Here is a 26,865-nt window from a genome sequence, read left to right as displayed (position 1 = left end):
ACGGACCGACCGTTCCCGCGTGGTGGCGGTTCGCCGCCCGGGCGCCGTCGGGCGTGCTGCGCCCTCGGGATGAAGCCCTTTCAGACAAGCAGGCAGCATCCATGAGCGACTTTCTCGACCACCTGTCCCGCGACGTTCTGTTGTGCGATGGCGGCATGGGCTCCCTCGTGCAGGCCATGGACCTGTCCGTCGAGGGGGATTTCTGGGGCAAGGAGAACTGCACGGAGGTTCTCAGCCTGTCGCGGCCGGACGTGGTCCGGGAGGTGCACCAGAAATACTACGGCGCCGGCTCCGACGTGGTGCAGACCAACACATTCGGTGGCTCGCCCATCACTCTCGCGGAATTTGATCTCCAGGATCAGGCGTTCGAGATCAACAAGCGCGGCGTGGAGCTGGCCCGTGAGGCCGCCGAAACGTTCACCGATGGCCGCCGCCGCTATGTGCTGGGATCCATCGGGCCGGGCACCAAGCTGCCCAGCCTCGGCCACATCGACTACGACAGTCTGGAGGCCGCCTTCACGACCCAGGCCGAGGGCCTGATCGCCGGCGGCTGCGACGGCGTGTTGGTCGAGACCTGCCAGGACCCGTTGCAGTTCAAGGCCGCCATCAACGGCATCAAGGCCGCACGGATCACACAGAATCAGGCCGGCGTGCCGATCTTCCTTCAGGTCACGGTGGAGACCACCGGCACCCTGCTGGTGGGCGCCGACATCGCCGCCGCCGCCACGGTGGCGCAGGCGCTGGGCGTGGACTCGTTCGGCATGAACTGCGCCACCGGTCCAGCGGAAATGGCCGAGCATGTGCGCTGGGTCTCGGAAAACTGGGGCGGATACATCAGCCTGCAGCCCAACGCGGGCTTGCCGGAACTGCGCGACGGCGCCACGTTCTATCCGCTGACCCCGCGTGAGCTGGCCGACTGGCACCGCCGCTTCATCGCCGAGGACAAGGTCAATCTGGTCGGCGGCTGCTGCGGCACCACGCCGGAGCATATCGCGGCCATCGACGCCATGCTGCGCGACACGGCGCGCGCGGGCTCGCACCGCCCGGCGGCGCAAACGCGCACCACGGTCTGGGTGCCCTCGGTCGCCTCGCTGTACTCCCGTGTCGAGCTGCGCCAAGAAAACGCCATCCTGTCCATCGGCGAGCGCTGCAACGCCAACGGCTCCAAGAAGTTCCGCGACCTGCAGGACGCCGAGGACTGGGACGCCATCGTCGGCATCGCGCGCGATCAGGTGAAGGACGGCAGCCACACCCTGGACGTCTGCACCGCCTTCGTCGGCCGCAACGAGATTTCGGACATGACCGAGGTGGTCACGCGCCTGCGCGGCTCGGTCAACGCACCCTTGGTGTTCGACAGCACGGAAACGCCGGTGCTGGAAGCGGCCATGAAGCTGTATGGCGGCAAGCCCATCATCAATTCGATCAACTTCGAGGATGGTGAGGAGATTGCCGCCGAGCGCCTGAAGCTGGCCCGCAAGCACGGTGCGACCGTCATCGCCCTGACCATCGATGAAGACGGCATGGCCAAGACGGCGGACAAGAAGCTGGAGATCGCCAAGCGGCTCTATGACTTCGCGGTCAACCAGCATGGCCTGCCGCCGGCGGACCTGATGTTCGACCCGCTGACCTTCACCATCTGCACCGGCAACGAGGACGACCGCAAACTTGGCATGGAGACGCTGGAGGGCATCCGCCTGATCCACGAGGCCCTGCCCGAGTGCCAGATCGCGCTCGGCTTGTCGAACATCTCCTTCGGCCTGAAGGCGGTGGCCCGGCACGTTCTGAACTCGGTGTTCCTGGACCACGCGGTGCGCCACGGCATGACCGGGGCCATCATCCACGTCGCCAAGATCAAGCCGCTGCACGCCATCCCGGAGGCCGAGGTCAAGGCCGCCGAGGCCCTGATCTACGACAAGCGCGAAGAGGGCGGCCCGGATCCGCTGCAGGAGTTCATCCGCCTGTACCAGGATCGCAGCGCCGAGACGGAGAAGAAGAAGGAGCGCCCGGCCGCGGTCGAGGAGCGCCTGCAACAGCGCATCGTCGATGGCGACCGTCAGGGCCTGGACGCCGATCTCGACGAGGCCATGCAGAGCCATGCACCCCTGAAGATCATCAACGAGTTCCTGCTGGGCGGCATGAAAGTCGTCGGCGAGCTGTTCGGCGCCGGCAAGATGCAGCTTCCGTTCGTGCTGCAATCGGCGGAAACCATGAAGGCCGCCGTCGCCCATCTTGAGCCGCACATGGAGAAGATCAAGGGCCAGGAGAAAGGCACGCTCGTGCTGGCCACGGTGAAGGGCGACGTGCACGACATCGGCAAGAACCTCGTGGACATCATCCTCACCAACAACGGCTACAAGGTCGTCAACATCGGCATCAAGCAGCCGATCGCGGCCATTCTTCAGGCGGCCGAGGAGCACAAGGCCGACGCCATCGGCATGTCCGGCCTGCTGGTGAAGTCCACGGTCATCATGAAGGACAACCTCGTCGAAATGACGCGGGAGGGCTGGGACACGCCGGTCATCCTGGGCGGGGCCGCGCTGACCCGTGCCTTCGTCGAACAGGACTGCGTGGCCGCCTACGAGGGCGGCCGGGGCCGCGTGGCCTATGCCCGCGATGCCTTCGACGGTCTGACCCTGATGAGCAAGGTGATGGAGGGCGACTTCGACGGCTATCTGGCCGAACTGCAGGAGAAACGCGCCAGCCGGCCGTCCCGCAAGAAGAAGGCGGAGCCGGAGGCGCTCGACATCCCGGAGGAGGCCCGCACGCGCACCAACCGGCCCGTCGAGGCGGAGGAAATCCGCCTGCGCCGCCAGGAGCTGCACGCCGACATCGCCCCGCCGGAGCCGCCGTTCTGGGGCGCCCGCGTGCTCGAAACCTCGATCGCGCCCAAGACGCTGGTGCCCTACGTCAACGAGAACACGCTGTACCAGTTCCAGTGGGGCATGAAGAAGAGCGGCCGCACCCTGGCCGACTGGAAGGCCTGGGCGGTGCAGGAGCTGCGGCCCATCTTCCACGACATGGCGCGGCGCTGCACCGAGGAGGGCATTCTCAAGCCGCAGGCGGTGTATGGCTACTGGAAGGCCGCCTCCGAGGGGGATGCCGTGGTCCTGTTCGAGCCGGATGGCACGACGGAGGTCGCCCGCTTCGCGTTCCCGCGCCAGGACCGGCCGGGCGGGCTGTGCCTCGCCGACTTCTTCCGCGACATCAACGACCCGCAGCGCGACGTGATCGGCCTCCAGGCCGTGACCATGGGCGCCCAGGTCTCCGAGGTGGCCCGCCAGTGGTTCGCCGAGGACCGCTACAAGGACTACCTCTACCTGCACGGCATCGGCGTGGAGATGGCCGAGGCCCTGGCCGAGGTCGTCCACAAGCGGATCCGGGGCGAGCTGGGCTACGCCAGCGAGGACAGCCGCGAGATCGAAGGCCTGTTCAAGCAGGACTACCGGGGGTCGCGCTACTCCTTCGGCTATCCGGCCTGCCCCAATCTGGCCGACCAGCACCGGCTGCTGGAGCTGCTAGGCGCGGATCGGATCGGCCTGTCGCTGACCGACGAGGATGAGTTGGTGCCCGAACAGTCCACCTCGGCCATCGTCATCCTGCACCCGCAAGCGAAATACTTCCGGGTGTAGGAACCGCCCCCTCAACCGAACCCGTCACCGGCCGCTCTCGGTCCACACGTTCTCGGTCGCGCGCACCGTGGCGTAGAACGCACCGAGAGCGGCCATGACCGTGGCGTGGACATGGTCCGCCGGAACATCCACGCCCTCGAAGCTCTGCGGTCGGGCGGCGCAGGCGTCGTGGACGACGGTCACCGCGTAGCCGAAATCGGCCGCCGCGCGGGCGGCTGCGTCGATGCACATCTGGCTCATGGCGCCGCAGATCACGACGCGGTTCACACCGAGCGCGTCGAGCCGGTCCTTCAGATCGGTGTCCCGAAAAGAGTTTGCCTTGCGCTTCAGCACCACGGGCTCGTTGGCCTGCGGGCGGACGCTGTCGTGGATCGCCGCACCGGGGGAGTTGGCGGCGAAGAACGGCGCGTCCGGCGTGGGAAACTCGTGCCGAACATGGAGGATGGGCGCCCCCCGGTCGCGCCACGCGGCCAGCAGGCAGGCGGCGTTAGCGGCGGTGCTGCGCGCGCAGCACTGGATTCAGGCGCACGCGGGCGAGGTCATCACCCTGGGTCATCTGGCCGCCACGGCGGGTGTTCAAACGCCAGATGGGGCTGACACCCGGGGCGTACCGCCGGCGCTTCGCCACCCGAAGCGCGGCCCCTTGACGCCGGGCCTCCACATCCGGGGCTGGCCCCGATGAACGGACCCTTGTGCAAACAATATCGCCAAGGGGCAAAAATTTATTGTAAAACAGCAAAACCGGTGACACTGTGACGGCCGTCCCGCGCTTGAGAGGATGCCGCGATGCGCAACCTGGATCACATTCGTCGCCTGAGCCACGCCCTCCGCTTGGTCGTCGCCTTGGGCATCGTGGCGTTTATCGCCATGCCTGCCCTCCTCTGGAGCGAACCGGTCTGGCTGCGCACGACATCGACCCTAAGCGAGCATATGCCGGCGACCCTGGCCGTCTGGCAGCAATGGGTCGGAGGGGCCGTCGCCACGGCGGGCGGGTTGGTCGGAGTCTGGATGCTGTCGGCGCTGTGGCGCTTGTTCGGGTTGTACGGCCAGGGCCGAATCTTCGAACGGGACAACGTGCTGGCCCTGCGTCGGTTCGGGCTCGGGCTCATCGCGTACGCGCTGACGTCCGTCGTTCTCACGACGCTCCTTGTGCTGATCCTCACGATGACCGCACCGGTGGGACAGCGAATCCTTGAAGTTACCGTCGACCATGGTCAGGTCAGCACGCTAATCCTTGGCAGCGTCTTCCTGGTGATCGCCCGGGTCATGGATGAAGGACGCCTCCTCCGGGAAGAGCAGGCCACCATCATTTGAGGCCGGTGGCGGCCTTGGGGGAGCATCCTCGGGGCGCGGCGCGGGTTCGCGCCCCCACAAAAAACAGGACCCGGAATTGTGGCCATTGTCGTGACCCTGGACATCATGCTTGCGCGCCGAAAGATGAAATCGCGCGACTTGGCGGCGGCCGTCGGCATCACCGAGCAGAACCTGTCCCTGCTCAAATCCGGCAAGGTCAAAGGGGTGCGCTTTTCAACGCTGGAAGCCATCTGCGCCACCTTGGAGTGCCAACCGGGCGACATCCTCGTCTGTCAGCCGGACGACGAGCCCGCACCGACGGAGGCCCGTGGTCAACGCCCCTGAGATTGCCCCGGGCGGTACGAGACCTATATCGGGGGACAGCAGGGGTCGCCGGCGTCGTCGCGACGCGGCGGCCCGTTTCGCATCCCTCCGGCTGGAGACTCCCATGAGCGACGTGAAAATCCTGGTCCTGTATTATTCCATGTTCGGGCACATCGAGACCCTGGCCCGCACGGCGACCGAGGCCATCAATTCGGTGGACGGCGCCGAGGCCGTGCTGAAGCGGGTGCCGGAGCATATCCCCGACGATGTCCTGGCATCGTTCGGCGGCAAGACGGACCAGTCGGCGCCGGTGGCCGATCCGGGCGAACTGGCCGACTACGACGGCTTCCTGTTCGGCACGCCGACGCGGTTCGGCAACATGACCGGCCAGATGCGCAACTTCTTCGACCAGACCGGCAAGCTGTGGGCCGAGGGCAAGCTGATCGGCAAGCCGGCCGGCGTGTTCACCTCCACCGGCACCGGATCCGGCAACGAGACCACCATTCTGTCGATCATCCCGACCCTGGTGCATCACGGCATGGTCTTCGTCGGCCTGCCCTATTCGGCCCCGGAGCTCACCGACCTCAGCGAGGTGCGGGGCGGCAGCGCCTATGGCGCAAGCACCCTGGCCGGCAGCGACGGCAGCCGCCAGCCCACCGAGAAGGAACTGAGCCTGATGCGCTTCCAGGCCAAGCACCTGACCGGCATCGCCCAGAAGCTGAAGGGCTGATCCGGCCGCCCCCTACCCCGCCCCGCCTAAACTGCCCCGCCTAACCTGCCAGGAAATCTGCCACCATGTGGTTGATCTCGGGCGTGGTGAACATGGGGGCATGGCCGGCGTCGGGCACCTCATAGACCGTGCAGCCGGGGCCTCGAGTTTTCATCTCCTCGACCGTGTCGGGCAGCAGCAGATCCGACCGGGCCCCGCGCAGCACCAAAACCGGACAGCGGATCAGGTCCCACAACACCCACAGATCCAGGTCCGTGGCCTCGACACCCTTCATGGGGTCACCGATGGCTGGATCCTGATGGCGGCGCCAGCGGCCGGATCCGTCTTCCAGCGGCACGGTCGAAAACCGCGTGAACGCGGCCCAGTCCGCGTCGGTCATCGGGCCGAAATCGGCGTGGACCTCACGATAGTGTGCCTCCGCCTCGTCGAGGTTGGCGAAGGTCGGGGCCGGCGCCGTGGTGTAGGCGGTGATCCGCTCCAGCGCCGCCTTGGGCACGAACGGCCCGACATCGTTCAGCACGAGGCGGCGGATCGGCGACAGCGGGCTGGCGGCGAGCAGCAGGGCGATCAACCCGCCCATGGACGTGCCGACCCAGTCCACCTCATCCGTCCCCGCGCGCGCGATCAGCGCCGACATGTCGCCCACGTAGTGTGACACCTGATAGCCCGACGAGTCGGCCAGCCAGTCGCTGTTGCCGCGGCCGAGCACATCGCAGGCCATCACGGTGCGACCGCCCGCATCCAACAGCGTTGCTCCCAGGCCGTCGAAGTCGTGGCTGTTGCGCGTCAGGCCGTGCACACAGATCACGGCCGGCAGGGCCGGGTCCGGCGTCTTCGGCCGTACCCCCCAACGCCGATAGGCCATGCGCTTCAGCCCCTCCTGCCGGGCGCACAGAACATGGCGCGACGCGGCCTCGCTCTCTTTGGTGTCCATCACGGGAAGTCTCCTCTGCTTTGGCGCGCGGCACGGTCACCCGATCGCCGGCCCCATCAGCAGGTCCGGCAGCCATGTGGCCAACCCCGGAAACACACACAGGATCACGATCGCCAGGGCCATACAGACCACATAGGGAAACGCACCCCACAGGATGGTCGGCAGCCGGACGTCCGGGGTGATGCCGTTGATCACATACAGGTTCAACCCGACCGGCGGCGTAATCAAGCCGATCTCCATATTGATCGTCAGGACAACCGCAAACCAGTACGGATCGAACCCGGCGCCCACAATGATCGGCAGCAGGATCGGCGCCGTCATCAGGATCACCGCCACCGGCGGCAGGAAGAAGCCGGCCACCAGCAGGAACAGGTTGATCATGGCCATCAGAACCCAGCGGTTCACCTCCATGTCGGCGATGGCATGGGCGATCGACTGGGTCACGAACAGGCTGGAGAGCGCATAGCTGAACAGCTCCGACGCGGCGATGATCATCAGGATCATGACACTTTCCCGCGTGGCGTCGGACAGCACGGTCCACAGCCGGCGGACGCTCCACATTCGGTAGATCAGCACCACCAGCACGAGGCAGAACAGCGCGCCGACACCGGCCGCCTCCGACGGCGTCGCGACCCCGCCATAGAGCACGTACAGGACCCCGACGATGATGAGCAGGAATGGCAGCACCTTGGGCAGGATCGATACCTTCTGCCACAGGGTGAACCCGCCCGCCGACAGGCCCGTCAGCGCGTACCCCTTGCGCCACGCATCGAACAGGGACCACGCCATGAACAGCGTCACCAGCAGCGCCCCGGGCACAAGCCCGGCGAAGAACAGGCGCCCGATCGAGGTTTCCGTGGCGATGCCGTAGACGATCATGGTCACGGACGGCGGGATCAGGATCCCCAGCGTCCCCCCGGCCGCGATGGAGCCGGTGGCGAGACTGGCCGGATAGCCCCGCTGGCGCATCTCCGGAATGCCCATCTTGCCGATGGCCGCGCAGGTCGCGGGCGACGAGCCCGACAGCGCCGCGAAGATCCCGCAGGCCCCCAGGTTGGAGATGATGAGCCCGCCGGGCACCCGGTACAGCCAGCGATCCAGGGCCTCGTACAGGTCCTTGCCGGCGGGGGAACTGGCCACCGCCGCCCCCATCAGGATGAACATCGGGATGGAGACCAGCGTGAAGTCGCCGATGCCGGCGTAGAACGTCTCGGCGATCACCGACAGGCTGAACCAGCCGTCGAACCAGACCAGATAGGCGATCGCGACGATGCCCAGCCCGAACGCGACCGGCACCCCGAGCGCCAGGACAACAACGGTGGTCGCGCCGATCAGGGCGCCAATCAGAATCGGATCCATGGACCGTCGTCCCCTTGCTCCGGTCTCAGCGTTCGTGCGGCTGCATGCCGAACGGCAGGTCCCGTCCGGTCAGCAGCGCCAGCACATCGGCCACGTATTGCAGACAGGTCAGCCCCAGACCCACCGGGATGGCGGCGTAGGGAATCCACAGCCGCGCCTTCCATACCGAGGCCGAACGCCAGTCCTCGTGGTAGGCCTCCAGCGTCAGCGTGAAGCCCTTCCACGCCAGCACCCCGCAGAACAGCAGCCCGATCAGCGCGGCCAGCAGCGCCAGCGCGATCCGGCCCCGGTGCGGCAGGAACAGGGGGATCAGGTCCACGTTGACGTGCCCGCGCAGCATCAGGACGTAGGGACAGCCGACGAACGTGGCGGCGACCAGCGCATAGGTGACGAAATCGGTCTGCCAAAGCGTGCTTTCGTTCAGCAGATAGCGCAGCACGACCATGTGGCAGACGACGAGCACAGATGTGGCGACCAACAGGGCCGCCGTAACGCCGCACGCACGGGAAACGGCCTTCACGGCCGCGAGAAAGGCATCCATGAGCATGAATCCGTCGGCATGAATCGGCCGCCCGCCGGGCCCATGGCGGGACGGCGGCCTGCCATCCCGCCCGGTGTCCAACCCGGCGTCGGGGAATGCGGCACGGTCGCGACTATTCGACCGCCAGCGCCTTGTCGAGCAGGGCACGCCCGCCCTCGACCTGGGACGAGAACGCCGCGTACGAGGTCTTGTCGGCGATCGCCAGCCACGCCTTGAACTGGTCCGCGTCCATGTGGGCGATCTCCACGCCGGCATTCTCGAAGGCGGACACCATCTTGCCGTCGACCTCCTTCGCCGCCTCGTAGGCGTAGTACTCGGCCTTCTCACCCGCGGACTGGAACGCGGCCTGCTGCTCCTCGCTCAGGCTGTCCCAGGTGCGCTTCGACATCAGGATCGGCTCGTACATGAACCACAGAGCATAGTCCCCGGGCGGCGTGAGACACGCGACCTGCTCATAGATCCGGTAGGACAGAAAACTGCCGGAGGAGGTGTTGGCCCCGTCCAGAACGCCGGTCTGCAAGGCGGTGTAGATCTCGCTGCTGGGCATGGAGGCGATCGACGCCCCGGCGCCCACCAGCATCTGCTCGAACGCGGGACCGGCGGCGCGCATGGTCTGCCCGGACGCATCGTCCGGCGCCACGATGCAGTGCTCCTTGCCCACGAAGCCGCCCGCCAGCCAGGTGTCGGCCAGCACGACCACCCCGGCTTCGTTGATGATGGCCTCGATATCGTCCATGAACGGCGAGTCGTTCAGACGCAGCGCGTGCTCGTGGTTCTTCACCAAGCCCGGCATCAGGGTCGCGCTGAACTGCGGATGCTGCCCGCTGGCGTAATCGAGCGGGAAGGCCGAGATGTCGAGCACGCCCTTGACCATGGCGTTCCACTGCTCGCGCGGCTTGAAGAGCTGGGCGCCGGGATAGACGCGGACGTCGATCCCGACATTGGCCGCCGCGACCTCGCGCGCGATGATCTGCACCATTTCGTCACGCAGATCGCCCTTGCCGCCGGGCCACTGGTGGGAGGCCTTCAGCGTGCGAGCGGAGGCATCGGAGACGCCGCTCATCGCAATCAAGGCCGTCGCGGCGGCGGCCAGGGCAAGCCCGGCCACACGTGTGGTCTGCATCATGCGTTTCTCTCCCTATCCGTCGTTCTTCGTCGGTTCGCCCGGCTTTCAGACCCGTTCCGAACCGGTCGCGGCCCGGTAGGGTACATGAGTGTAGACACAAAATTCCCGACAAGGCCAATCGGTTTGCGCGCGCAGCGGCGGACACACCCCGTCCCCTTGTAATAGGGTGCTGCCGAGGCGCCCCCTGCGGGTCCGCTTGAACCCCCGGGTCGGGCATGGCATCAAAGCGAGCCCCGATAACGCAAACGGCCCGGTCGCACGAACGCCGGGCGCAAGGGAGGATCCACGCCATGCCGCTCGATACCACGCCCCAGACCGATCCGTTTGCCCTGGCCCAGGCGCTCAGCGGGCACCACCTGATCGATGGGCAACTGGTTGCCGCCGCCTCCGGGCGCACCTTCGACGTGGTCAATCCGGCCACCGGCGCCGTCATCGGCCAGGCGGCCGAGGGCAACGCCGACGACGTCGAACGCGCCGTCCAGGCCGCCGCTCACGCACAAACCGCGTGGAAGCGTCTGCCCGCCCGCCAGCGCGGGAAACTGGTCACGGAGTGCGGCACCCGCCTGGCGCAGCACGCTGACGAACTGGGCCGGTTGATCGCCCTGGAGACGGGCAAGGCCTTGCGGACGGAAAGCCGGGTCGAGGCCGGCGTCTTGGCCGACATGTTCCTGTTCTTCGGCGGGCTCGGCTCCGAGCTGAAGGGCGAAAGCGTGCCCTTCAATCCCGACATGATGACGGTCACCGTGCGCGAGCCGGTCGGCGTGGTCGGCGCCATCATCCCGTGGAACGTGCCGCTGCTGCTGATGGCGATGAAGATCGCCCCCGCCCTGGTCGCAGGCAACACGGTGGTGGTGAAGTCGGCGGAAGAGGCGCCGCTGACCGTGCTGCGCGTCTGCCAGATCATGAACGAGATCCTGCCGCCCGGCTGCTTCAACATGCTGTCCGGCTTCGGCCCCGACTGCGGCGGGCCACTGGTCGCCCACCCGAAGGTCGCCAAGGTCAGCTTCACGGGCTCGGTGGAGACCGGCCGCATCGTCGCCCGTGCGGCCGCCGACCGGCTGATCCCGGTCACGCTGGAACTGGGCGGCAAGAGCCCGATGATCGTCATGGACGACGCCGACCTGGACCGCGCGGTCGAGGGCGCGATCACCGGCATGCGCTTCACCCGCCAGGGGCAGAGCTGCACCGCCTCATCGCGCATCTACGTGCACGAGGCCGTCCATGACGCCTTCGTCGCGAAGGTGCGCGCCCGCGTCGACGCCATGGTGATGGGCGATCCGCTCGACGAGGCCACCGACATCGGCACCATCATCTCGCCGCAGCAGTTCGAGAAGGTGCAGGGCTATATCGAGGCCGGCAAAAAGGCCGGCGGCACCGCCATCGCCTGCTCCCGCCTGCCGCAGGATCCGGCGCTGAAGAAGGGGCTGTTCCTGCAGCCGGTCATCTTCACCGACATCGGGCCCGATGCCCCGCCGGCCAAAGAAGAAATCTTCGGCCCGGTCGCCTGCGTGTTCAAATTCCGCGATTACGAGGCCGTGATCGACGAGGCCAACACCAGCGAGTACGGCCTCGCCGCCACCATATGGACCCGCGACCTAAGAACCGCCATGAACGCCACCCAGCGGCTGGAAGCGGGCTTCGTACAGGTCAACCAGAACCTCGTGGTGCAGCCGAACCTATCCTACGGCGGCGTGAAGGCCTCCGGCCTGGGCAAGGAAGCCTCGCTCGAGTCCATGCTGGAGCACTTCACGCACAAGAAGACGATCATCATCAACATGACCTGATCGCCGTCCATGCGCACCCCCGCCTCGGCCGGCCGATCTTCCCCGCACCGGCCGAGACGGGTGTCCTACCCCTTGAACAGATCGGCGTGCTGTTCGCGCAACTGGGCTTTCTGGACCTTGCCCATGGTGTTGCGCGGCAGCTCCTCGACGAAGAACACGCGCTTCGGCGTCTTGTAGTTCGCGAGATGCTCCTTGCAGTGGGCCATAATGGCCGCCTCATCGGGAGCATCCTCCGCCGCCGGCACGACCACGGCCAGCACGCCCTCGCCGAAGTCCGGGTGCCGCACCCCGATCACCGCGCTCTCGACCACCCCGGGCAGGTCGTCGATCACCGATTCGACCTCTTTCGGATAGACGTTGTAGCCGCCGGTGATCACCAGATCCTTGGCCCGCCCAACGATGAACAGATAGCCTCGCTCGTCGATCCGCCCCACATCGCCGGTGCGGAACCAGCCATCGGCCGTGAAGTCCTCGGCCGTTTTTTCGGGCAGGCGCCAATAGCCCTTCATGACGTTCGGCCCGCGCACCTGGATGTCACCGATTGCGTCGGTGACCACAGGTTGGTCCTGCTCGTCGGCCACGCGGACCTCGACCTGCGGGAACGGGAACCCGACCGAACCCGGCCGCCGCTCCCCGTCGTAGGGGTTCCCGGTCAGCATGCCGGTCTCGGTCATGCCGTAACGCTCCAGGATGGCGTGGCCGGTGCGGGCGCTGAACGCCTCGTGCGTTTCCGCCAGCAGCGGCGCGGAGCCGGCCGTGAACAGCCGCATGGCAGCGCAGGCCTCGCGATTGAAATCCTCGCCCGCCAGCAGGCGCACATAGAACGTCGGCACGCCCATGAAGGCGGTCGCGCGCGGCAGGTGCCGCAGCACCTCCGCCCGATCGAAGCCGGGCAGCCAGATCATGGACGCGCCGGCCAGCAGCACGCAGTGGCAGGCCACGAAGAGGCCGTGCGCATGGAAGATCGGCAGCGCATGCAACAGCACATCGTCCGCCGTAAAACGCCAGGATTCGACCAGATCCAAGCCGTTGGCCGCCAGATTGCCGTGCGTGAGCATGGCGCCCTTCGGCTTGCCGGTCGTGCCGCTGGTGTACAGCATCGCGGCCAGATCGTCGGCGGCGCACTCGACCATGGGGAAGTCGGCCGGCGCCTCCTCCGCCGCCTCCGCCAGCGTTCCGGTTCCGTCCGTATCCAGCGTCAGCACCAGCGGCCCGTCGTGTTTGGCCGCGATGCCCTCCATGATCGCCACATCCGCCGGCCGGCAGACGATCACGGACGGTTCCGCGTTACCCACCAGATAATCGACCTCGTCCGGGCGATAGGCCGTGTTCATCGGCAGGAACACGAATCCCGCCCGCAGGCACGCCAGATACAGGAACAGCGCCTCGGGTGACTTATCGACCTGCACGGCGACACGATCGCCCTTCGCCACGCCCCGGTCCGCGAGCGCCCGGGCCATGCGGATCGCGGCCGTCTCCGCCTGCGCATAGCTGTAGGAGCCGCCGTCGCCGGTTTCCAGCAGAACCCTGCTGCGATCACCCGGAATCCGGGACTCCATCAGGGCGTACAAGGACTCGGACATCGCTTCAACCTCTCGGAACAGCGTGACGGAACGACGCCTTATACACACACCCTTTCCCCGAGGCAAAAGCGGGCCTACGGTGTCCGGCACCCACGTCGTAGCGAGGGGACTCCCGTCCATGAATCTCAGCCAGCCCTATCTCCTGTTTCTCGGCGATGCCGCCGACCACCTCGCCGCCAAGACCGCGCGCGGCATCCAGTATTGGCGTCCGAACGCCTGCGTGGGCCAATTGAGCCTGCCGGGCTGCAAAACGGACCTCGGCCTGCCCGAAATGACCGTGGAGGAGGCGGCCGCACGCGGCGCCGCCACCCTGGTCGTGGGCGTGGCCAACCGGGGTGGCATCATCGGGGAAAGCTGGCGAGCGGTGTTCCGGGACGCGCTGGCCGCCGGGCTCGACATCGCGGCGGGCCTGCACAACCGACTGGCCGACATTCCGGAGCTGATGGACGCCGCGCAGGAGCACGGCCGCGTGCTACACGACGTCCGTCATCCGAAGGACACCTTCCCGGTCGCCCACGGCGTGCCCCGCCCGGGCAAGCGCGTGCTGGCGGTCGGAACCGACTGCTCGGTCGGCAAGATGTACGCCATGCTCGCCATGGAGCACGCGCTGAAGGCGCGCGGCTGCAAGGCCGATTTCCGCGCCACGGGCCAGACGGGCATCCTGATCGCCGGTGGCGGGGTGAGCGTCGACGCGGTGGTGGCGGACTTCATCTCCGGCGCGACCGAAGTGCTTTGCCCCGGCAACGACCCCGACCACTACGATCTGGTCGAAGGCCAGGGCAGCTTGTTCCACGCCTCCTACGCCGGCGTCTCCCTGGGTCTGCTGCACGGCGCGCAACCCCAATACCTCGTGCTGTGCCACGAGCCCGGCCGTCCCCACATGCGCGGCCTGCCAGGCTATTCCCTACCCGACCTGGAAGAGTGCATGGCGCTGAACCTGCAATGCGCCCGGCTGGTGTGCCCGGACGCCCGGTTCATCGGTGGCTGCTTCAACACCTCGGCGCTGGACGACGACGCCGCCCGACGCGAACTGCACAACGCCAGCGAGCGCCTCGGCCTGCCGGTCGTGGATCCGGTGCGCACGGGCGTGGAGCCGCTCGTGGATCGGTTGCTCGCCGATGCCTGAGGTTCGCGTCGACATCGAGCGCTGGCCGATCGCTGGCGGCTTCACCATTTCGCGCGGCACCCGCACGGAAGCGGTCGTGGTCGTGGTCACGCTCACCGAGGGCTCGGTCTGGGGGCGCGGCGAGAGCGTGCCCTACGCCCGCTACGGCGAGACCCCCGACGGCGTGGTCGAGAGCATCCGGGGGATTCAAGACGCCCTCACCGGCGGCCTGACCCGCCAGCATCTTCGCGACCGTCTCCCGGCGGGTGCGGCACGCAACGCAGTCGATGCGGCGCTCTGGGACCTGGAGTCGAAGCGAACGGGCCGGCGGGCCTGGGATCTGGCGGGCGTCGCAGCCCCGCCCGAGCGCATGGTCACGGCCGAAACCCTCTCCATTGCCGCCCCGGAGGCCATGCGCGACAAAGCCGCCGCCCTCGCCGATCGTCCCCTGCTGAAGATCAAGGTGGGGGCTGAGGGTGCACTGGAGCGCATCGCCGCCGTGCGCGACGGCGCGCCCGCCGCCGACCTGATCGTGGACGCCAACGAGGCCTGGTCCCTGGACCAGCTTCGGGCCGCGCTGCCGGCGTTGGCCCGCCTGCGCGTTGGCCTGCTGGAACAGCCCTTGCCCGCGGACCAGGATGCCGCCCTGGTGGGCCTGGAGGCGCCGGTGCCGCTGTGCGCCGACGAAAGCGCCCATGTCACCACCGATATCGAACGGCTCGCCCCCCTGTACGACGCCGTTAACGTGAAACTCGACAAGACCGGGGGCCTGACCGAGGCGCTGGAGATGACGGCGGCGGCACGCGCGACCGGCCTGGGTGTCATGGTGGGCTGCATGGTGGGCACATCGCTGGCCATGGCGCCCGCCACCGTGATCGCCAGCGGCGCCGATTTCGTGGACCTGGACGGACCGGTGCTCCTGGGCAAGGACCGCGTGCCCGGCATCGCCTACGACCGGGGCTGGATGAGCCCGCCGCCCGGCGCCCTGTGGGGCTGAGGGGAACGAGGCGACCGGATACGTACAGCGGCCCGGGGCGCGCGGGGCTCCGGTCGCCCGCCCGAGGTTCGCTTGCGTCCTCCGGTCCCCTTTTTTTTGCGCCAAAGGGCGCAAGAAACCGCTTGCAAACCGTCCCCCGGATCGTCTAACCATTCGTCCCCGGCGCGATGGCGCCGGACCTTGGGTCCCCATCGTCTAGAGGCCTAGGACACCGCCCTTTCACGGCGGCAACAGGGGTTCGAATCCCCTTGGGGACGCCACGCTTTTCCCAAGCGTGTCAAAGCTTTAAAAGCCGCCCTCGGGCGGCTTTTGTCGTTCGTACGGAAAATATACGGAATGGACGTGCCGGAACGGGGCCGGACGGTTCGGGACGCACCAGACGCAATGGTGCCCGCTGCAATCTCGGCATGTTGCCTTATAGAGGCGTCAGCCCCCCGAACAGGTCCTCCGCGCCGGGGGCGTCGGGGTCCACCGCCAAGGTGCTAAACCTCCGGCATCAGATGCCTCGACCATCCTTGCGGTCGCGGGCCACTCTGGCGCAACCCAGCACCCACCGTGTCAGGGCAGGCAGGGGCACCGGCTAAAGCCGCACCAGCCCGAACCACGAGACATGGGTAGCCAAACCGACCGCCAGCGCCCACACGAGGAGCGTCGCGAGCAGCCACACGATGGCTCGATCCCCGCCAAGCACCGCGCCCAGCGCCGTCGAACCGACCATGCCGCCGACAAAGGTTATCACCAGGAGGCCGACGGCCTGCTCCACCGAGGTGCCATAGTCATAAGCCACAAGGAAGGCGACCGAGAACAACAGCGCCAGCACGCCCGTCATATCGACGAGGACCCCGAGAAGTTGCCAGCTGCCCCGATAACCGTTGAGCCGCGCGCGGATCCACCTCTGGTTTTCGAAGCGCGCCATGCTGAAGAGAACTGACAGCACGGCGACGATCGTGTCTGGAAGAAAGTCCGCCATCTATCACGCCCCACTACCTCGTCCAGTCGGCCGAAGCGGAATTCAAGCAAGGATTGTTCTGCTGATGCAACAGGGCGGGCTTCCGCCATCGCCTCCCGTGTCGATCCGCACCGGCCACGTCCGACAATCCCTGTCCCGCCATCCATGACGCAGATCGTCGGCTCGTTTAACGAAACGTCCAAAACGACACACGGGCCCATGGCTGCGATCCCCTTCATGGCCCTTGGTCCTGTGGCACGTTTGACGTGACCCCGTGCCACGCGGGAGGGGCGCCACAGACAGATTAAGCCCTGTCTAAGGCCTCGTGGTCCGGATCTCTGAGAAAGCAGTCGCGCAATCCGAGCGCCCCGGTGGTACCGAAGCCTGTGTGGAGCGGCAAGGGCCCCCTGCTGAAGCCACTTCAGGCCACATAAGACAACTCTTTGCGCGAAGGGCTGGGTTGTGCCATCTTCCGGCCGCTTGCCAGTGTGAGGCCAAGCGGCGCGCCGGTATCCGGCTCTATAATAGGCTGGCCATACAACTCCATCCGATGCTTCAGCGCTCACGTGCCATTCAGCAGCAGGAGGGCAGCAGTGAAAGCGGATGGTGGCATATGTACGGTCCCACCCGATGAACTCCATCCCCGGTGGTCCTCCCCACCGCTCAGAAACGGTCGCCTCTGATGATCGTCCGTTTTGAGGTGTCGTGAGTCGCGACATCCACGGCAAGGTCATCGCACGTCGTCTCTGCACAACGGCGAGGGGAAGAGCACGGTGATCCTCGTCACGGGTTTGTGTCGGTTGTTTGAGTGCCTAGTTTTAAGGAGGCTGGCATGGGTTGGGCAGGGCCTTCGCACGCCGCATCGGTAAAGCCCAGGCGCCGCGGGCACAGATCGGTCGGAAGCCCCGGGTCGGCACGATGCGCCCGGCGCTTCAACGGACCGGGATGAGCCGGGGGGGGCCTCCGGCATGGTCGCGAGCAAGGGTACAGAGTGTCCGAGCGGAGGGCACGGTAAGGGCTGTATTGCGAGTATGACGTTCACGATGGTTTTAATCTGTCCCAAACAGCGGCTCGGCCCCTGCCGACGCCGCCGACCCCACCAGACGGCCATTGATTTTGCGGTCTGCCAAGGGATGGTCGAGAGGGCGAGACGAACGGTATGCCTGCCATGACCAGAGCCAGCGTTTGCTTGGCGGGGGGGACTCTCCAGGTCAATGTCGACCGCAGCGATCTCGCTCTCGATGACTTGTGCGGTTTTGCGAGCCGCCGGAACCCTAAGCGCCCCTTCATCTTCGTCAGCCGCGTCCTCGGACGGCACCTGCCGGTGCAGCCCCGCGTTATGCGGATGATCCACCGAAAGCTGGCCGCCAAACTGCCGAACGATCTGCCGGGACCGGTTGTGGTGATCGGAATGGCCGAGACCGCCATCGCCCTTGGGCACGGCATCCAGGACGCCTGGCAGACCCTGGCCGGACGGCAGGACCTCCTTTTCCTGCATTCGACCCGGTACCGTCTGGCGGACCACCGCGTGCTCGCGCGCTTCGAAGAGAGCCACAGTCACGCCACGGGTCATCTGATCTATGAGCCGGCCGCACCCGCCGATGCCGCGCTGTTCGCAGCGTGCCGGACCCTGGTTCTGGTTGATGACGAGGCGTCGACCGGTTCGACGTTTATTGCCCTCGCCGACGTCTGTCGTCGGCACATGCCGCATCTGTCGCAGATCGCATGCGTTACCATCACGGACTGGATGGGCCACGCGCGAAGGGAAGAGGTGCGCGCCGAACTGCCCGCCCCGACGGTATTTCTCTCCCTGCTTGAGGGACGCCATTCCTTCAGCGCCGCGTCGGATGCCCGCGCGCCCAGGATGCCGGATGTGACGGGCAACGGAGAGGTCAAGGATGCGCTCATCCCGGTGAATTGGGGCCGTCTCGGCCTGCGCACGCCGCGTCCCCTGCCGGATCATGTGGCGGCGATCCGGGCCCGGCGGGGTGAGCGGATCCTGGTGCTGGGCACCGGCGAGTTCGTTTACCCGCCGTTCCAACTCGCCCGCCGCCTTGCGGGCATGGGCGCCGACGTCCGGGTGCAGGCCACCACCCGTTCACCCATCCAGGAAGGCACAGAGATCCAAGGCATCCTGGAGTTCCCGGATGCCTACAACGATGGCATCCCCAACTTCCTCTACGGTGTTCGGAACGGACAGTACGACCGCGTTCTGGTCTGCTACGAAACCCCGCCGGAGACCGCCCAGACGGGGCTGCTCGCGACCCTTGGGGCCGAACCCGTTTTCTTCAACGCGCCCGGGGCCTGATATGCGACGCATCGTCTTCGTGGATCTGGACGACACCCTTTTCCAGACCCATCGGAAAAAGCCGGCGGCCGACCACCCGGCCGCTATGGACCGTGATGGCCATCCGCTGTCCTTCCGATGCGGGCGCCAGGTCGCCTTTTTTGAGTGGCTCGCCAGGGATGCCACGGTGATTCCGGTCACGGGCCGCAACGTCGACGCCTTTCGGCGGGTGACCCTCCCGTTCGACAGCCTTGCGGTCTGCTCGTTCGGTGGCGTCATCCTGGCGGCCAACGGTCAGCCGGATCCCGTGTGGCACGCGCGCATGGCACAGGCGGCGGACAGAACGGCGCCCGTCCTGCAACGGCTGCTGGAGGGTGTCGCGGAGGCGGCCGCCGATCAGCGCGTGGACGTCCGCTATCGCATCATCCAGGACGCGGGGCTTCCGCTCTACATTTCGGTCAAGCTGAACGCGGGAGATGTCGAGGACATGTCGCGGTTGGGGACGGCCATCACGTCTTTCGTTCCGGACGACTGGACGATCCACCTGAACGCGACAAATCTGGCCGTGCTGCCCCCGTTTCTGGGCAAGGCCGCAGCCGTCGCGTATGTGCAGGCCGCCCTTATCGGCGAGGAGCCGGTCCTGACGGTGGGGGTGGGCGACAGCCTCACCGACGTGGCGTTCATGGGGTTGTGTGACTTTGCGGTGGCGCCGTCCGACTCCCAGATCATGGCCGCGCTGTCGGCTCGGACGCCGCTGCCCATGGCTGCGGGGGCATGATCGGCATGATGGGACTGGAGCACGGAGTCAGCGGGAGCTATGACCCGGCGGACGTGAAATTCCTCCTCAAGCCTGTGCGCATGGACTTCGTCGATGTCGAGGCAAAGGAACGGGCGATCCAGAGCGGCCGGCGGCACTACAGCGAAATGCTCGCCCCGGAAAGCGCCCCAACGCCCGCCTACATGCGGGCGTTCGAACAGGCCTTCGACGCCAACCGGGGGCGCGTGGGCCGGGATATCGCGCGCCTCGCCAAGGCCTTGGCCGCGCGGGGCGGCGAGGAGATCGTGCTGGTCAGCCTGGCCCGGGCGGGCACACCCATCGGCGTTCTTCTCAAAAGAACGCTTGAAACCTTGGGGCGGACGGTGGCGCACTACTCGGTCTCCATCATTCGCGACCGGGGAATCGATCGTATCGCCATGCGGGCGATCCTCGCGCAGCATGCGACCTCGACGGTGGTCTTCGTGGATGGCTGGACGGGCAAGGGGGCCATTGCCAACGAACTCGCCGAGACCCTTGCCCGCGATCTTCCGGAGCTTGTCGACGCCCCGCTGTGTGTCCTGTCCGACTTGGCGGGAAAGGCGGACATCGCCGCCGGCGACGAGGACTATGTCATTCCCTCCGCGATCCTGAACGGGGTGATCTCGGGGCTCGTCAGCCGAACGGTCCTGAACGCCGATGTCGTCGGGCCGGGGGATTTCCACGGCTGCGTCATTCTGGATCATCTGTCGGAGCGCGACCTGAGCCGCTGGTACGTGGATCAACAGATGGCGGACGTTCGTGTCTGTCTGGCCGATGCCGAACCGGCCGCCTGGACGCAAACGGAACGGTCGCGGGCCTCCGCGGTGTCGCAGGCCTTCGTCGAGGCCATGCTCGCCCGCAGCGGGATCGGGGACAGAAACAGGATCAAGCCCGGCATCGGCGAGTCCACGCGGGCCCTGTTGCGACGGGTTCCCGAGCGGCTTTTTGTGCGCACTCCGACCTCGGAAGACACAGATCATTTGGTCTCGCTCGCCGCAGAGCGGGGCCTTGCCGTGGAGTTCGATGCCGACCTCCCTTACTCGGCGTGCGCCGTCATCCGGACGTTGGGGGACGCATGACCAACACGCACCTTCGCCTTGGGGCCAGTCTGTACATTCCCGCCACCCGGCCCGATATTCTCTCGATCGCCAATGGCGACCGGCACCCCGGTTTGCGGTCCGTCATCCTTTGCACGGAAGACAGCATTCTGTATGGCCAGGTCGAGGCCGCCCTGGACAACCTGCGCCGATGCCTGCCGCAGATCAGGACGGATCGCCGCGCGCTCGTGTTCGTACGCCCGCGTGACACGGCAACGCTCTCGCGCATTCTGACGATGCCCGGGGTGGAGCGGATCGATGGGTTCGTCCTCCCGAAGGCAACCGCGGACAGTGTGTCCGCGTGCGCCGCAATGACGCCCCGGCGCTTTCACCTGATGCCGACCTTGGAAACCCTGGAGGCTTTTGACCCCGGTGGAATGAGCGCGCTTCGGGACGTGCTGTCGGCACCCGATCTCAAGGAGCGGATCCTGGCCCTCCGCATCGGTGGAAACGACCTGCTGAATTTTCTCGGCGTTCGACGCGGGCCCGGCCGGACGATCTATGACACGGCCGTGGGGCCCGTGATCGCGAACCTGGTCGCGATCTTCCGGCCCTACGGGTTCCCGCTCACGGCACCGGTCTTCGACGAGTTCGGCGATTCCGAGACCCTCACGCAGGAGGTCATGCGCGACCTTGAGTACGGGCTCGTGGGGAAAACCGCCATACACCCCTGTCAGATCGCAACCATCGAGACGTGCTATCGGGTGCAGCGAAGTGATCTTGAGGCGGCCGAAGCCGTCCTTGCGCACGACGCCCCGGCCGTGTTTCAGATCGATCAACTCATGTACGAGCCCGCGACGCATTCGGAATGGGCGAAGTCCATTGTCGTCCGGGCGTCGATCTATGGGACCGTCGACGCCCGACGGGATCCGGCGCCACCCCAATGGACACCTCCTTTAAGCGCGCCCGTAAGCGGCGAGGTCGACACGGACGCGCACCACACAACGGTCCTTCACGGACGGCTTTGAGCCGCCGTCGCGTGCTGTTGGAGTGCCGCCGTCGGCCCTTGCGGCCGGCCGCGGCCGAGCGATGCGTGTCGTTCTCCCTTTTGAGGACTGAACCAAATCCCGAGCGATCTGGATCAGATTGCGACGACAATCGACATCAATAAAACTTAATTTAAAGCAAATCTCGAGCAATCTGGACCAGATTGCGACGACGATTTACGTGTATAGCAAAAAAGTGGGGCGCTTTGTATCGCCCAGATGCCCCGCACAATGCGCCAGGCCGCCGGTTGGCGTGCGTGATGCGCCGCCACGCCCCCCCCTCCCCCCGGCCAAGCCGCGCCTGACCGTACGGCTGTACATCACAGACCGCAAGCACATTCTGCCCGTTGCGCCGAACCTTCTGGCCCACCTTCTGGACCGGCGGAACCTTTACACGCCCAGATGGCACGCCAAATTTTTGCCTTGTTGTATCTCTAGACAAAGGGGGTAACGCGAACTATCTGTCAAAGCGGATTGGGGTATGATTTAAAACCGACGCACTACAGTCGACCTTTGCAGGTGGACCGAGTGGAAAGGTTTTGGTTATACTTCAATTTAGCTTGGGAGGGCGCCGCCGATCGCAATGGAGCGTGCCGTCGTTCTCCTGGGGACAAGCGCTATGGCGTCGAGGTCTGTCGTGACCCTGTCGCTCATTTTGGTCTTTTCAGGAAATCCTGCATCCCTGTTGAGCGGATCGGTTTGAGTGGTGTCGGTGTTGAAGGTTTCTGTTGCAAATCTCGACCTTTTGGGCTCCGCCATATCTTGGCGGGGCGAGCCGGTGCTTGCTGAATGCTGCTCAATACATCCCCGTACAGTGCTGGCCTCCAGTCTGTGACCTTTGAAGAGAAGGACGCGGCCGCGGGGTGGACCCTCTGTCGATCGATGGTCGGCTAAGAGTGGGCTCCTTTGCCGTGTTTCGACCCACACACAAGCGGAGAAGAAAACGATGGCTGTTTCCCTATCCAAAGGCGGCAATGTCTCCCTGAGCAAAGAGGCGCCGGGCCTCACGGCCATTGATGTCGGCCTGGGCTGGGACGCCCGCGTGACAGACGGTTCCGCCTTCGACCTCGATGCCTCTGCCTTCCTGTGCAACGAGGGCGGGAAGGTCCGCAGCGATGCCGATTTCATTTTCTACAACAACAAGGTCTCGTCCGACGGTTCGGTCGCCCACCAAGGCGACAACCTGACGGGCGAGGGAGAGGGAGACGATGAGGTCGTTTCGATCGACCTGGGCAAGGTTCCGGCGGACGTTCAGAAAGTCGCCTTCACGGTCACGATCCACGAGGCCGAGGCCCGCAAGCAGAGCTTCGGCCAGGTCAGCAACGCCTATATCCGCGTTGTGAACAAGGCCGACGGGAAAGAGATCGCCCGCTACGACCTGTCCGAGGATTACTCCACCGAGACCGCGATGATCTTCGGTGAGCTTTATCGGCACGGCACCGAGTGGAAGTTCAAGGCCATCGGGCAGGGCTTCGCAGGGGGGCTCGCGCCACTCGCCAAGAACTTCGGTGTCAACATCGGGTAAGGTCTCGCACAATGAGTGTAACGCTCACGAAGGGGCAGAAGATCAGCCTGTCGAAGGACGGCGCGTCTCTGACCTCCATATTCATGGGGGTCGGTTGGGATGTCGCCAAGGGCGGCTTCTTTAGGCGAAGCAAGGACATCGACCTTGATGCGTCTTGCTTGGTCTTCGACGACGCCGGCGGAAAGGTGGACGAAATCTGGTTCCGCCAGCTCAAGGGAATGGGCGGGGCGATCCTTCACACCGGCGACAACCTGACCGGGGCGGGTGATGGCGACGACGAAACCATCAAGGTGGACCTGTCGAAGCTTCCCGCCTCCGTCAAGTCGTTGGTGTTCACGGTCAACTCGTTCCGAGGCCAGACCTTCGACAAGGTGGAAAACGCCTATTGCCGTGTGGTCGATGATGTGACCGGGACCGAACTGGCAAAGTTCAGCCTCAGCGAGTCCGGCCCCCACACCGGCATGGTGATGGCGAAGATCTACCGGCACAATGGTGAATGGAAAATCCACGCCATCGGCGAGAAGACGATGGGGCAAACCTTTCACGACATGATGCCGGCGATTCAAGCCGCTCTGTAGAGCCGGTCGGCCTTGATCCTGAGTCCGTCGCAGGATCAAGGCCTCGCGCCGTGTCGGGACGCCGGTGCGCGCGCATCGGCCGACAGAGCGGATGGTGAGGGAGTGGATGGAGATGTCTGCGGTTGTCCTGACACCGGGTGCGAACACGGGCATTGCCGCAGGCGGGCCTGTGAGGCTGGCCGTCGGATGGGATCCGAAATCTCTCCCCGGGATGGAGGTCGACGCTTCGGCCTTTATGGTCGGGGCGGACGGAAAGGTGCCGGATGACCGGCACTTCGTATTCTATGGCGCGCAAGCCTCGCCCGAAGGATCCGTCCGCTTCCGTCCGGACGCGGCCACCGGCGCCGAGAGCGACACCCAGGCGTTCGACGTGGCGCTGAGTCAGGTGCCCGCCACGATCGACGCCATTGATGTCTGCGTCACCATCCACGAGGGTCAGGCCCGCGGCCAAAGTTTTGACAGCCTGAAAGGTGTGTTCGCCCGGCTGATCGATCCCTCATCGGGGCAGGAGCTCGCACGCTTCGATCTGCCGGTGTCGGGCATGACCGAGACCGCGATCACGCTGGTCCGGCTGTACCGCCGGAATGGCCAGTGGAAGATGCGCGCCGTCGGGCAGGGTTTCGCGGGCGGACTTGCCGCGCTGGCGACCCACCTGGGTGTCGAGATCGATGCGCCGGAGCCGGCGCCAGCGCCTTCTCCGACCCCAAAGCCCACATCGGCGCCAGAGCCGGCGCCTGATACAAAGCCGGTCTCCCTCAAGAAAGTCACCCTGACCAAAACCGGCGCCACCTCCCGAATCACTCTGGACAAGCGGGGCAGCGGCATCATCCGGGTCACGGCGACCTGGATCGATAACGGGGACAAGAGCTCCAACAATGACGATCTGGATTTGCGCGCGGGCCTGCGCATGCCGGACGGCTCCATGCAATGGCTCGCCGCGTCTCATCCCGGTGATCTGACGACGATGCCGTATGCGCGTCACCTGGGCGACGTCCGCACCGCAACGAAGGACGCCCCCGGAACCGAGATCATCGAGGTGGACGCCGGCATCTCCCACAAGGTCGGGGGGCCTGTCGCGATGGTGTTTAGCGTTTACAGCGCCGTCTCGAACGGCGCGGTCTCCATTGCCTCTCTCAAGCCGGTCATGAGTGTCGAGCACGGCGACAAGATCGTCACCTGTGCCTACGACTTCCCGGACGGTGCGCAGGCAAAGGGGGTCTATACGTACGTGATTGGGACGGTCCTGATCGACGGCGACGATCTTGACGTTCGCCTGTCCGGTCTTACGTCCCCCCCCCGAAGTGAGAATACGCCCTGGATTGAAGGCGACGGACGGAGCCTGACCGTGACCTTCGACGGGCCCGCGGTCTTCAAGAAGGGCCGAACCCTGTTCGCCCGAATGATGAGCTCCGGAACCAAGAAATACGCGAACGTGTAGCGCCGGATCAGGTGGTGTTGAAATGACAGAAGAGACCCAGACATGACCCTTCTTACCCTTGGCGCCAACGCGCCCGTCCCTGCTGGCGACCTGTCGGTTCTGATCCGGCACGGATCGCTTTCCGGCGCCGAGATTGATGTCTCCGCCTTTCTGGTCACGTCCGCCGAAAAGGTCCGGTCAGACGCGGACATGTGTTTCTACGGTCAGCCTTCCGTCGCAGATGGCGCAGTCACGCTTGCGGGCTCCGGAAACGGGGAGACACGGTTCGCGGTCGCGCCAAGCCGGATCCCGGCCGGCGTGGAGAAGGTGATCTTTACCGCGACCATCCACGAGAACCGGGCCACCTTTGGCCAGCTTGCGGACATCGGGGTCGATGTCAGCGGGGTTCAGGGACAGATTCCGTGCGCGGGGATGACGGAAACGGCGCTGATCCTGGCGGAACTCTATCTGCGCAACGGAGCCTGGAAAGTCCGGATCGTTGGGCAGGGCTTCAACGGCGGATTGCCCGCGCTGGCCACGCATCTCGGGGTGGAGATCGCCGATCCCGCGCCTGCGCCGGCCTCCCCGCCAGCCTCCACCGCACCGACCCCGGCGCCGAATACTGTGAATCTGTCCAAAGTTTCCCTGACGAAGCAGAACAATGCCGTCAACCTGAAGAAGGATGATGGCCGTTTCGGAAAAGTCCGAATCAACCTGAATTGGAATCAGAAGACCAAGAAGAAGGGGTTCTTCTCACGCGGGTCGTCAGGGATCGACCTGGATGTTGGCGCCTTCATCGAGACCCACGATGGGAAACGGGACGTCGTCCAGGCGCTTGGGAATGCGTTCGGCGATTTTTCCAGGCCCCCCTACGTCAAGCTGCTCGGCGACGACCGGACCGGTGCCGTGTCGGACGGCGAGTGGCTTGAAATCAACGGCGACAAATGGTCCGAGATCAAGCGGGTCCTCGTCTACGCGTTCATTTACGAGGGCGTTCCGAATTGGCAGGAAACCGACGGTGTGATCCGGATCCTGGTGCCGGGTCAGCCGGAGATCGAGGTCCGGATGAACGAGTTCGGAGATCGGCGCGCCATGTGTGCGGTCGCGCGCCTTGAGAACGATGGTGGGCAGGTCCGCGTGACACGTGAGGTCACGTTCCATACCGGTCAACGCGATATGGACGAAGCCTATGGCTGGGGCTTCCGGTGGTCTGCGGGCCGCAAATAAGACGTAATGGGGTACGGGACGGCGGCGGATGACGGGGACGCCCCCCGGTGACCGCACCGTGGATCCGGCATCACGCCGGGCCGCCCCCCGATGATACAACCGAGAATCGAAAACGGAGAAAGAAAACCATGTCGTTCACAGAATGGGTGAAGAAAAATGTCACAGACGCCCGTGACACCCTGAACGCCGAAATTACCAAATTCAAGAGTAAGGACCTGATGGAGGCTGTCGTCGCGGGGTGCGCGCTCGTCGCATATGCCGACGGCAATGTATCGTCCGAAGAAAAGCAGAAGATGATGGGCTATCTGAAAACCTCGGATCAGCTCAAGGTCTTTGACTCGAACGATGTCATCAAGACGTTTCAGAAATACGTTGAAAAATTCGAGTTCGACTCCACCATCGGGACCGGCGAGGTCATGCAAGCGGTCGGCAAGTTCCGGGACAAGCCGCAGGCCCAGCTCATCGTCCGTGTTTGCTGCGCCATTGGGGCCTCCGACGGAGACTTCGATGCCAATGAACGGGCGGCGGTCCGTCGCATGAGTTCCGAACTCGGTCTGAACCCGTCCGACTTCAACCTGTGATCCTCCCAAGGATATCG

General features: G+C 65.8%; 24 protein-coding genes and 1 tRNA gene. 18 read left to right on the top strand and 7 right to left on the bottom strand.

Features of this window, described 5'->3' with window-relative positions; translation table 11 throughout:
• Positions 1–101 precede the first annotated feature (101 nt).
• On the top strand, positions 102–3,629 hold the full coding sequence (metH, locus tag GGD82_RS07825; protein WP_150062209.1) for a methionine synthase: 3,528 nt from the start codon (positions 102–104) through the stop codon (positions 3,627–3,629).
• A gap of 24 nt (positions 3,630–3,653) precedes the next feature.
• Here metH and GGD82_RS07820 read toward each other — a convergent pair whose 3' ends face one another.
• On the bottom strand, positions 3,654–4,073 hold the full coding sequence (locus tag GGD82_RS07820) for an isochorismatase family protein (protein WP_246163844.1): 420 nt from the start codon (positions 4,071–4,073) through the stop codon (positions 3,654–3,656).
• Here GGD82_RS07820 and GGD82_RS20805 point away from each other — a divergent pair.
• The 4 genes from GGD82_RS20805 (at position 4,072) to wrbA (ending at position 5,976) form a co-directional block, all read left to right on the top strand.
• Positions 4,072–4,311, top strand: coding sequence for a hypothetical protein (locus GGD82_RS20805; RefSeq protein ID WP_221240734.1), 240 nt, complete (start codon positions 4,072–4,074; stop codon positions 4,309–4,311). The two genes, GGD82_RS07820 and GGD82_RS20805, sit on opposite strands and share 2 nt — an antisense overlap.
• Positions 4,312–4,415: 104 nt before the next feature.
• Entirely contained in the window at positions 4,416–4,943 is a 528-nt protein-coding gene (locus GGD82_RS07815) for a DUF2975 domain-containing protein (protein ID WP_150062207.1), read from the top strand.
• A 78-nt stretch (positions 4,944–5,021) separates the two neighbouring features.
• A complete protein-coding gene (locus GGD82_RS07810) occupies positions 5,022–5,267 on the top strand; it encodes a helix-turn-helix domain-containing protein (protein ID WP_150062206.1) in 246 nt (81 codons plus the stop codon).
• A 103-nt stretch (positions 5,268–5,370) separates the two neighbouring features.
• Positions 5,371–5,976, top strand: a complete 606-nt coding sequence (wrbA, locus tag GGD82_RS07805; RefSeq protein ID WP_150062205.1) for an NAD(P)H:quinone oxidoreductase — start codon at positions 5,371–5,373, stop codon at positions 5,974–5,976.
• Between the two features lie 40 nt (positions 5,977–6,016).
• Here the strand turns inward: wrbA and GGD82_RS07800 are convergent, their stop codons facing one another.
• From GGD82_RS07800 to dctP, 4 genes are all read right to left on the bottom strand, one after another.
• Positions 6,017–6,910, bottom strand: coding sequence for an alpha/beta fold hydrolase (locus GGD82_RS07800; RefSeq protein WP_150062242.1), 894 nt, complete (start codon positions 6,908–6,910; stop codon positions 6,017–6,019).
• 36 nt (positions 6,911–6,946) lie between these two features.
• Positions 6,947–8,269 (bottom strand): TRAP transporter large permease, encoded by a 1,323-nt coding sequence (locus GGD82_RS07795; protein WP_150062204.1) that lies wholly within the window; start codon positions 8,267–8,269, stop codon positions 6,947–6,949.
• A gap of 25 nt (positions 8,270–8,294) precedes the next feature.
• Positions 8,295–8,810, bottom strand: a complete 516-nt coding sequence (locus GGD82_RS07790; RefSeq protein ID WP_150062203.1) for a TRAP transporter small permease — start codon at positions 8,808–8,810, stop codon at positions 8,295–8,297.
• Between the two features lie 112 nt (positions 8,811–8,922).
• Positions 8,923–9,936, bottom strand: coding sequence for a TRAP transporter substrate-binding protein DctP (gene dctP, locus GGD82_RS07785; RefSeq protein ID WP_150062202.1), 1,014 nt, complete (start codon positions 9,934–9,936; stop codon positions 8,923–8,925).
• Between the two features lie 290 nt (positions 9,937–10,226).
• On the opposite strand from dctP, the gene GGD82_RS07780 reads away from it, so the two are divergent.
• Positions 10,227–11,720 carry an aldehyde dehydrogenase family protein gene (locus GGD82_RS07780; RefSeq protein ID WP_150062201.1) on the top strand — a complete coding sequence of 498 codons (1,494 nt, stop codon included), beginning with the start codon at positions 10,227–10,229 and terminating at the stop codon, positions 11,718–11,720.
• Positions 11,721–11,785: 65 nt separating this feature from the next.
• Here GGD82_RS07780 and GGD82_RS07775 read toward each other — a convergent pair whose 3' ends face one another.
• Entirely contained in the window at positions 11,786–13,303 is a 1,518-nt protein-coding gene (locus tag GGD82_RS07775; protein ID WP_150062200.1) for a malonate--CoA ligase, read from the bottom strand.
• 118 nt (positions 13,304–13,421) lie between these two features.
• On the opposite strand from GGD82_RS07775, the gene dgcN reads away from it, so the two are divergent.
• From dgcN to GGD82_RS07760, 3 genes are all read left to right on the top strand, one after another.
• Positions 13,422–14,429 carry an N-acetyltransferase DgcN gene (dgcN, locus tag GGD82_RS07770; RefSeq protein WP_150062199.1) on the top strand — a complete coding sequence of 336 codons (1,008 nt, stop codon included), beginning with the start codon at positions 13,422–13,424 and terminating at the stop codon, positions 14,427–14,429.
• Complete coding sequence (gene dgcA, locus GGD82_RS07765) at positions 14,422–15,405, top strand: N-acetyl-D-Glu racemase DgcA (RefSeq protein WP_150062198.1); 984 nt, start codon at positions 14,422–14,424, stop codon at positions 15,403–15,405. Before dgcN ends, dgcA begins: the two co-directional genes overlap by 8 nt.
• 184 nt (positions 15,406–15,589) lie before the next feature.
• Positions 15,590–15,665 (top strand) — tRNA-Glu (locus GGD82_RS07760).
• Positions 15,666–15,985: 320 nt separating this feature from the next.
• On the opposite strand, the gene GGD82_RS07755 is transcribed toward GGD82_RS07760, so the two are convergent.
• The gene (locus GGD82_RS07755; protein ID WP_150062197.1) at positions 15,986–16,375 is read right to left on the bottom strand and encodes a hypothetical protein; all 390 of its coding nucleotides are present in this window, start codon (positions 16,373–16,375) and stop codon (positions 15,986–15,988) included.
• 1,138 nt (positions 16,376–17,513) lie between these two features.
• On the opposite strand from GGD82_RS07755, the gene GGD82_RS07750 reads away from it, so the two are divergent.
• The 9 genes from GGD82_RS07750 (at position 17,514) to GGD82_RS07710 (ending at position 26,848) form a co-directional block, all read left to right on the top strand.
• A complete protein-coding gene (locus GGD82_RS07750) occupies positions 17,514–18,662 on the top strand; it encodes a phosphoribosyltransferase domain-containing protein (RefSeq protein WP_150062196.1) in 1,149 nt (382 codons plus the stop codon).
• Between the two features lies 1 nt (position 18,663).
• Positions 18,664–19,419: an HAD family hydrolase gene (locus GGD82_RS07745; RefSeq protein WP_150062195.1), complete on the top strand. Its 756-nt coding sequence runs from the start codon at positions 18,664–18,666 to the stop codon at positions 19,417–19,419.
• A 5-nt stretch (positions 19,420–19,424) separates the two neighbouring features.
• Positions 19,425–20,516, top strand: coding sequence for a cysteine protease StiP family protein (locus tag GGD82_RS07740; RefSeq protein WP_150062241.1), 1,092 nt, complete (start codon positions 19,425–19,427; stop codon positions 20,514–20,516).
• Positions 20,513–21,502 carry an HpcH/HpaI aldolase/citrate lyase family protein gene (locus tag GGD82_RS07735; protein ID WP_150062194.1) on the top strand — a complete coding sequence of 330 codons (990 nt, stop codon included), beginning with the start codon at positions 20,513–20,515 and terminating at the stop codon, positions 21,500–21,502. Before GGD82_RS07740 ends, GGD82_RS07735 begins: the two co-directional genes overlap by 4 nt.
• A 964-nt stretch (positions 21,503–22,466) precedes the next feature.
• Entirely contained in the window at positions 22,467–23,045 is a 579-nt protein-coding gene (locus GGD82_RS07730) for a TerD family protein (RefSeq protein ID WP_150062193.1), read from the top strand.
• 11 nt (positions 23,046–23,056) lie between these two features.
• Positions 23,057–23,623: a TerD family protein gene (locus GGD82_RS07725; RefSeq protein ID WP_150062192.1), complete on the top strand. Its 567-nt coding sequence runs from the start codon at positions 23,057–23,059 to the stop codon at positions 23,621–23,623.
• Positions 23,624–23,687: 64 nt separating this feature from the next.
• The gene (locus GGD82_RS07720; RefSeq protein ID WP_150062191.1) at positions 23,688–25,061 is read left to right on the top strand and encodes a TerD family protein; all 1,374 of its coding nucleotides are present in this window, start codon (positions 23,688–23,690) and stop codon (positions 25,059–25,061) included.
• 42 nt (positions 25,062–25,103) lie between these two features.
• On the top strand, positions 25,104–26,267 hold the full coding sequence (locus GGD82_RS07715; RefSeq protein WP_150062190.1) for a TerD family protein: 1,164 nt from the start codon (positions 25,104–25,106) through the stop codon (positions 26,265–26,267).
• 128 nt (positions 26,268–26,395) lie between these two features.
• Entirely contained in the window at positions 26,396–26,848 is a 453-nt protein-coding gene (locus GGD82_RS07710) for a tellurite resistance TerB family protein (protein ID WP_150062189.1), read from the top strand.
• Positions 26,849–26,865 lie beyond the last annotated feature (17 nt).

The organism is Roseospira marina, from assembly GCF_014197855.1.
Taxonomy (GTDB): Bacteria; Pseudomonadota; Alphaproteobacteria; order Rhodospirillales; family Rhodospirillaceae; genus Rhodospira; species Rhodospira marina.
The sequence above is the reverse complement of the archived record's forward strand: the minus strand, read 5'-3'. Positions and strand labels throughout refer to the sequence as shown.

Excerpts from the sequence above, each read along its gene's own strand:
- metH (WP_150062209.1), top strand. The coding sequence starts at position 102 with ATGAGCGACTTTCTCGACCACCTGTCCCGCGACGTTCTGTTGTGCGAT.
- GGD82_RS20805 (WP_221240734.1), top strand. The coding sequence starts at position 4,072 with ATGGGCGCCCCCCGGTCGCGCCACGCGGCCAGCAGGCAGGCGGCGTTA.
- GGD82_RS07815 (WP_150062207.1), top strand. The coding sequence starts at position 4,416 with ATGCGCAACCTGGATCACATTCGTCGCCTGAGCCACGCCCTCCGCTTG.
- wrbA (WP_150062205.1), top strand. The coding sequence starts at position 5,371 with ATGAGCGACGTGAAAATCCTGGTCCTGTATTATTCCATGTTCGGGCAC.
- GGD82_RS07800 (WP_150062242.1), bottom strand. The coding sequence starts at position 6,910 with ATGGACACCAAAGAGAGCGAGGCCGCGTCGCGCCATGTTCTGTGCGCC.
- GGD82_RS07795 (WP_150062204.1), bottom strand. The coding sequence starts at position 8,269 with ATGGATCCGATTCTGATTGGCGCCCTGATCGGCGCGACCACCGTTGTT.
- GGD82_RS07790 (WP_150062203.1), bottom strand. The coding sequence starts at position 8,810 with ATGGATGCCTTTCTCGCGGCCGTGAAGGCCGTTTCCCGTGCGTGCGGC.
- dctP (WP_150062202.1), bottom strand. The coding sequence starts at position 9,936 with ATGATGCAGACCACACGTGTGGCCGGGCTTGCCCTGGCCGCCGCCGCG.
- GGD82_RS07780 (WP_150062201.1), top strand. The coding sequence starts at position 10,227 with ATGCCGCTCGATACCACGCCCCAGACCGATCCGTTTGCCCTGGCCCAG.
- GGD82_RS07775 (WP_150062200.1), bottom strand. The coding sequence starts at position 13,303 with ATGTCCGAGTCCTTGTACGCCCTGATGGAGTCCCGGATTCCGGGTGAT.
- dgcN (WP_150062199.1), top strand. The coding sequence starts at position 13,422 with ATGAATCTCAGCCAGCCCTATCTCCTGTTTCTCGGCGATGCCGCCGAC.
- dgcA (WP_150062198.1), top strand. The coding sequence starts at position 14,422 with ATGCCTGAGGTTCGCGTCGACATCGAGCGCTGGCCGATCGCTGGCGGC.
- GGD82_RS07755 (WP_150062197.1), bottom strand. The coding sequence starts at position 16,375 with ATGGCGGACTTTCTTCCAGACACGATCGTCGCCGTGCTGTCAGTTCTC.
- GGD82_RS07750 (WP_150062196.1), top strand. The coding sequence starts at position 17,514 with ATGCCTGCCATGACCAGAGCCAGCGTTTGCTTGGCGGGGGGGACTCTC.
- GGD82_RS07745 (WP_150062195.1), top strand. The coding sequence starts at position 18,664 with ATGCGACGCATCGTCTTCGTGGATCTGGACGACACCCTTTTCCAGACC.
- GGD82_RS07740 (WP_150062241.1), top strand. The coding sequence starts at position 19,425 with ATGATGGGACTGGAGCACGGAGTCAGCGGGAGCTATGACCCGGCGGAC.
- GGD82_RS07735 (WP_150062194.1), top strand. The coding sequence starts at position 20,513 with ATGACCAACACGCACCTTCGCCTTGGGGCCAGTCTGTACATTCCCGCC.
- GGD82_RS07730 (WP_150062193.1), top strand. The coding sequence starts at position 22,467 with ATGGCTGTTTCCCTATCCAAAGGCGGCAATGTCTCCCTGAGCAAAGAG.
- GGD82_RS07725 (WP_150062192.1), top strand. The coding sequence starts at position 23,057 with ATGAGTGTAACGCTCACGAAGGGGCAGAAGATCAGCCTGTCGAAGGAC.
- GGD82_RS07715 (WP_150062190.1), top strand. The coding sequence starts at position 25,104 with ATGACCCTTCTTACCCTTGGCGCCAACGCGCCCGTCCCTGCTGGCGAC.
- GGD82_RS07710 (WP_150062189.1), top strand. The coding sequence starts at position 26,396 with ATGTCGTTCACAGAATGGGTGAAGAAAAATGTCACAGACGCCCGTGAC.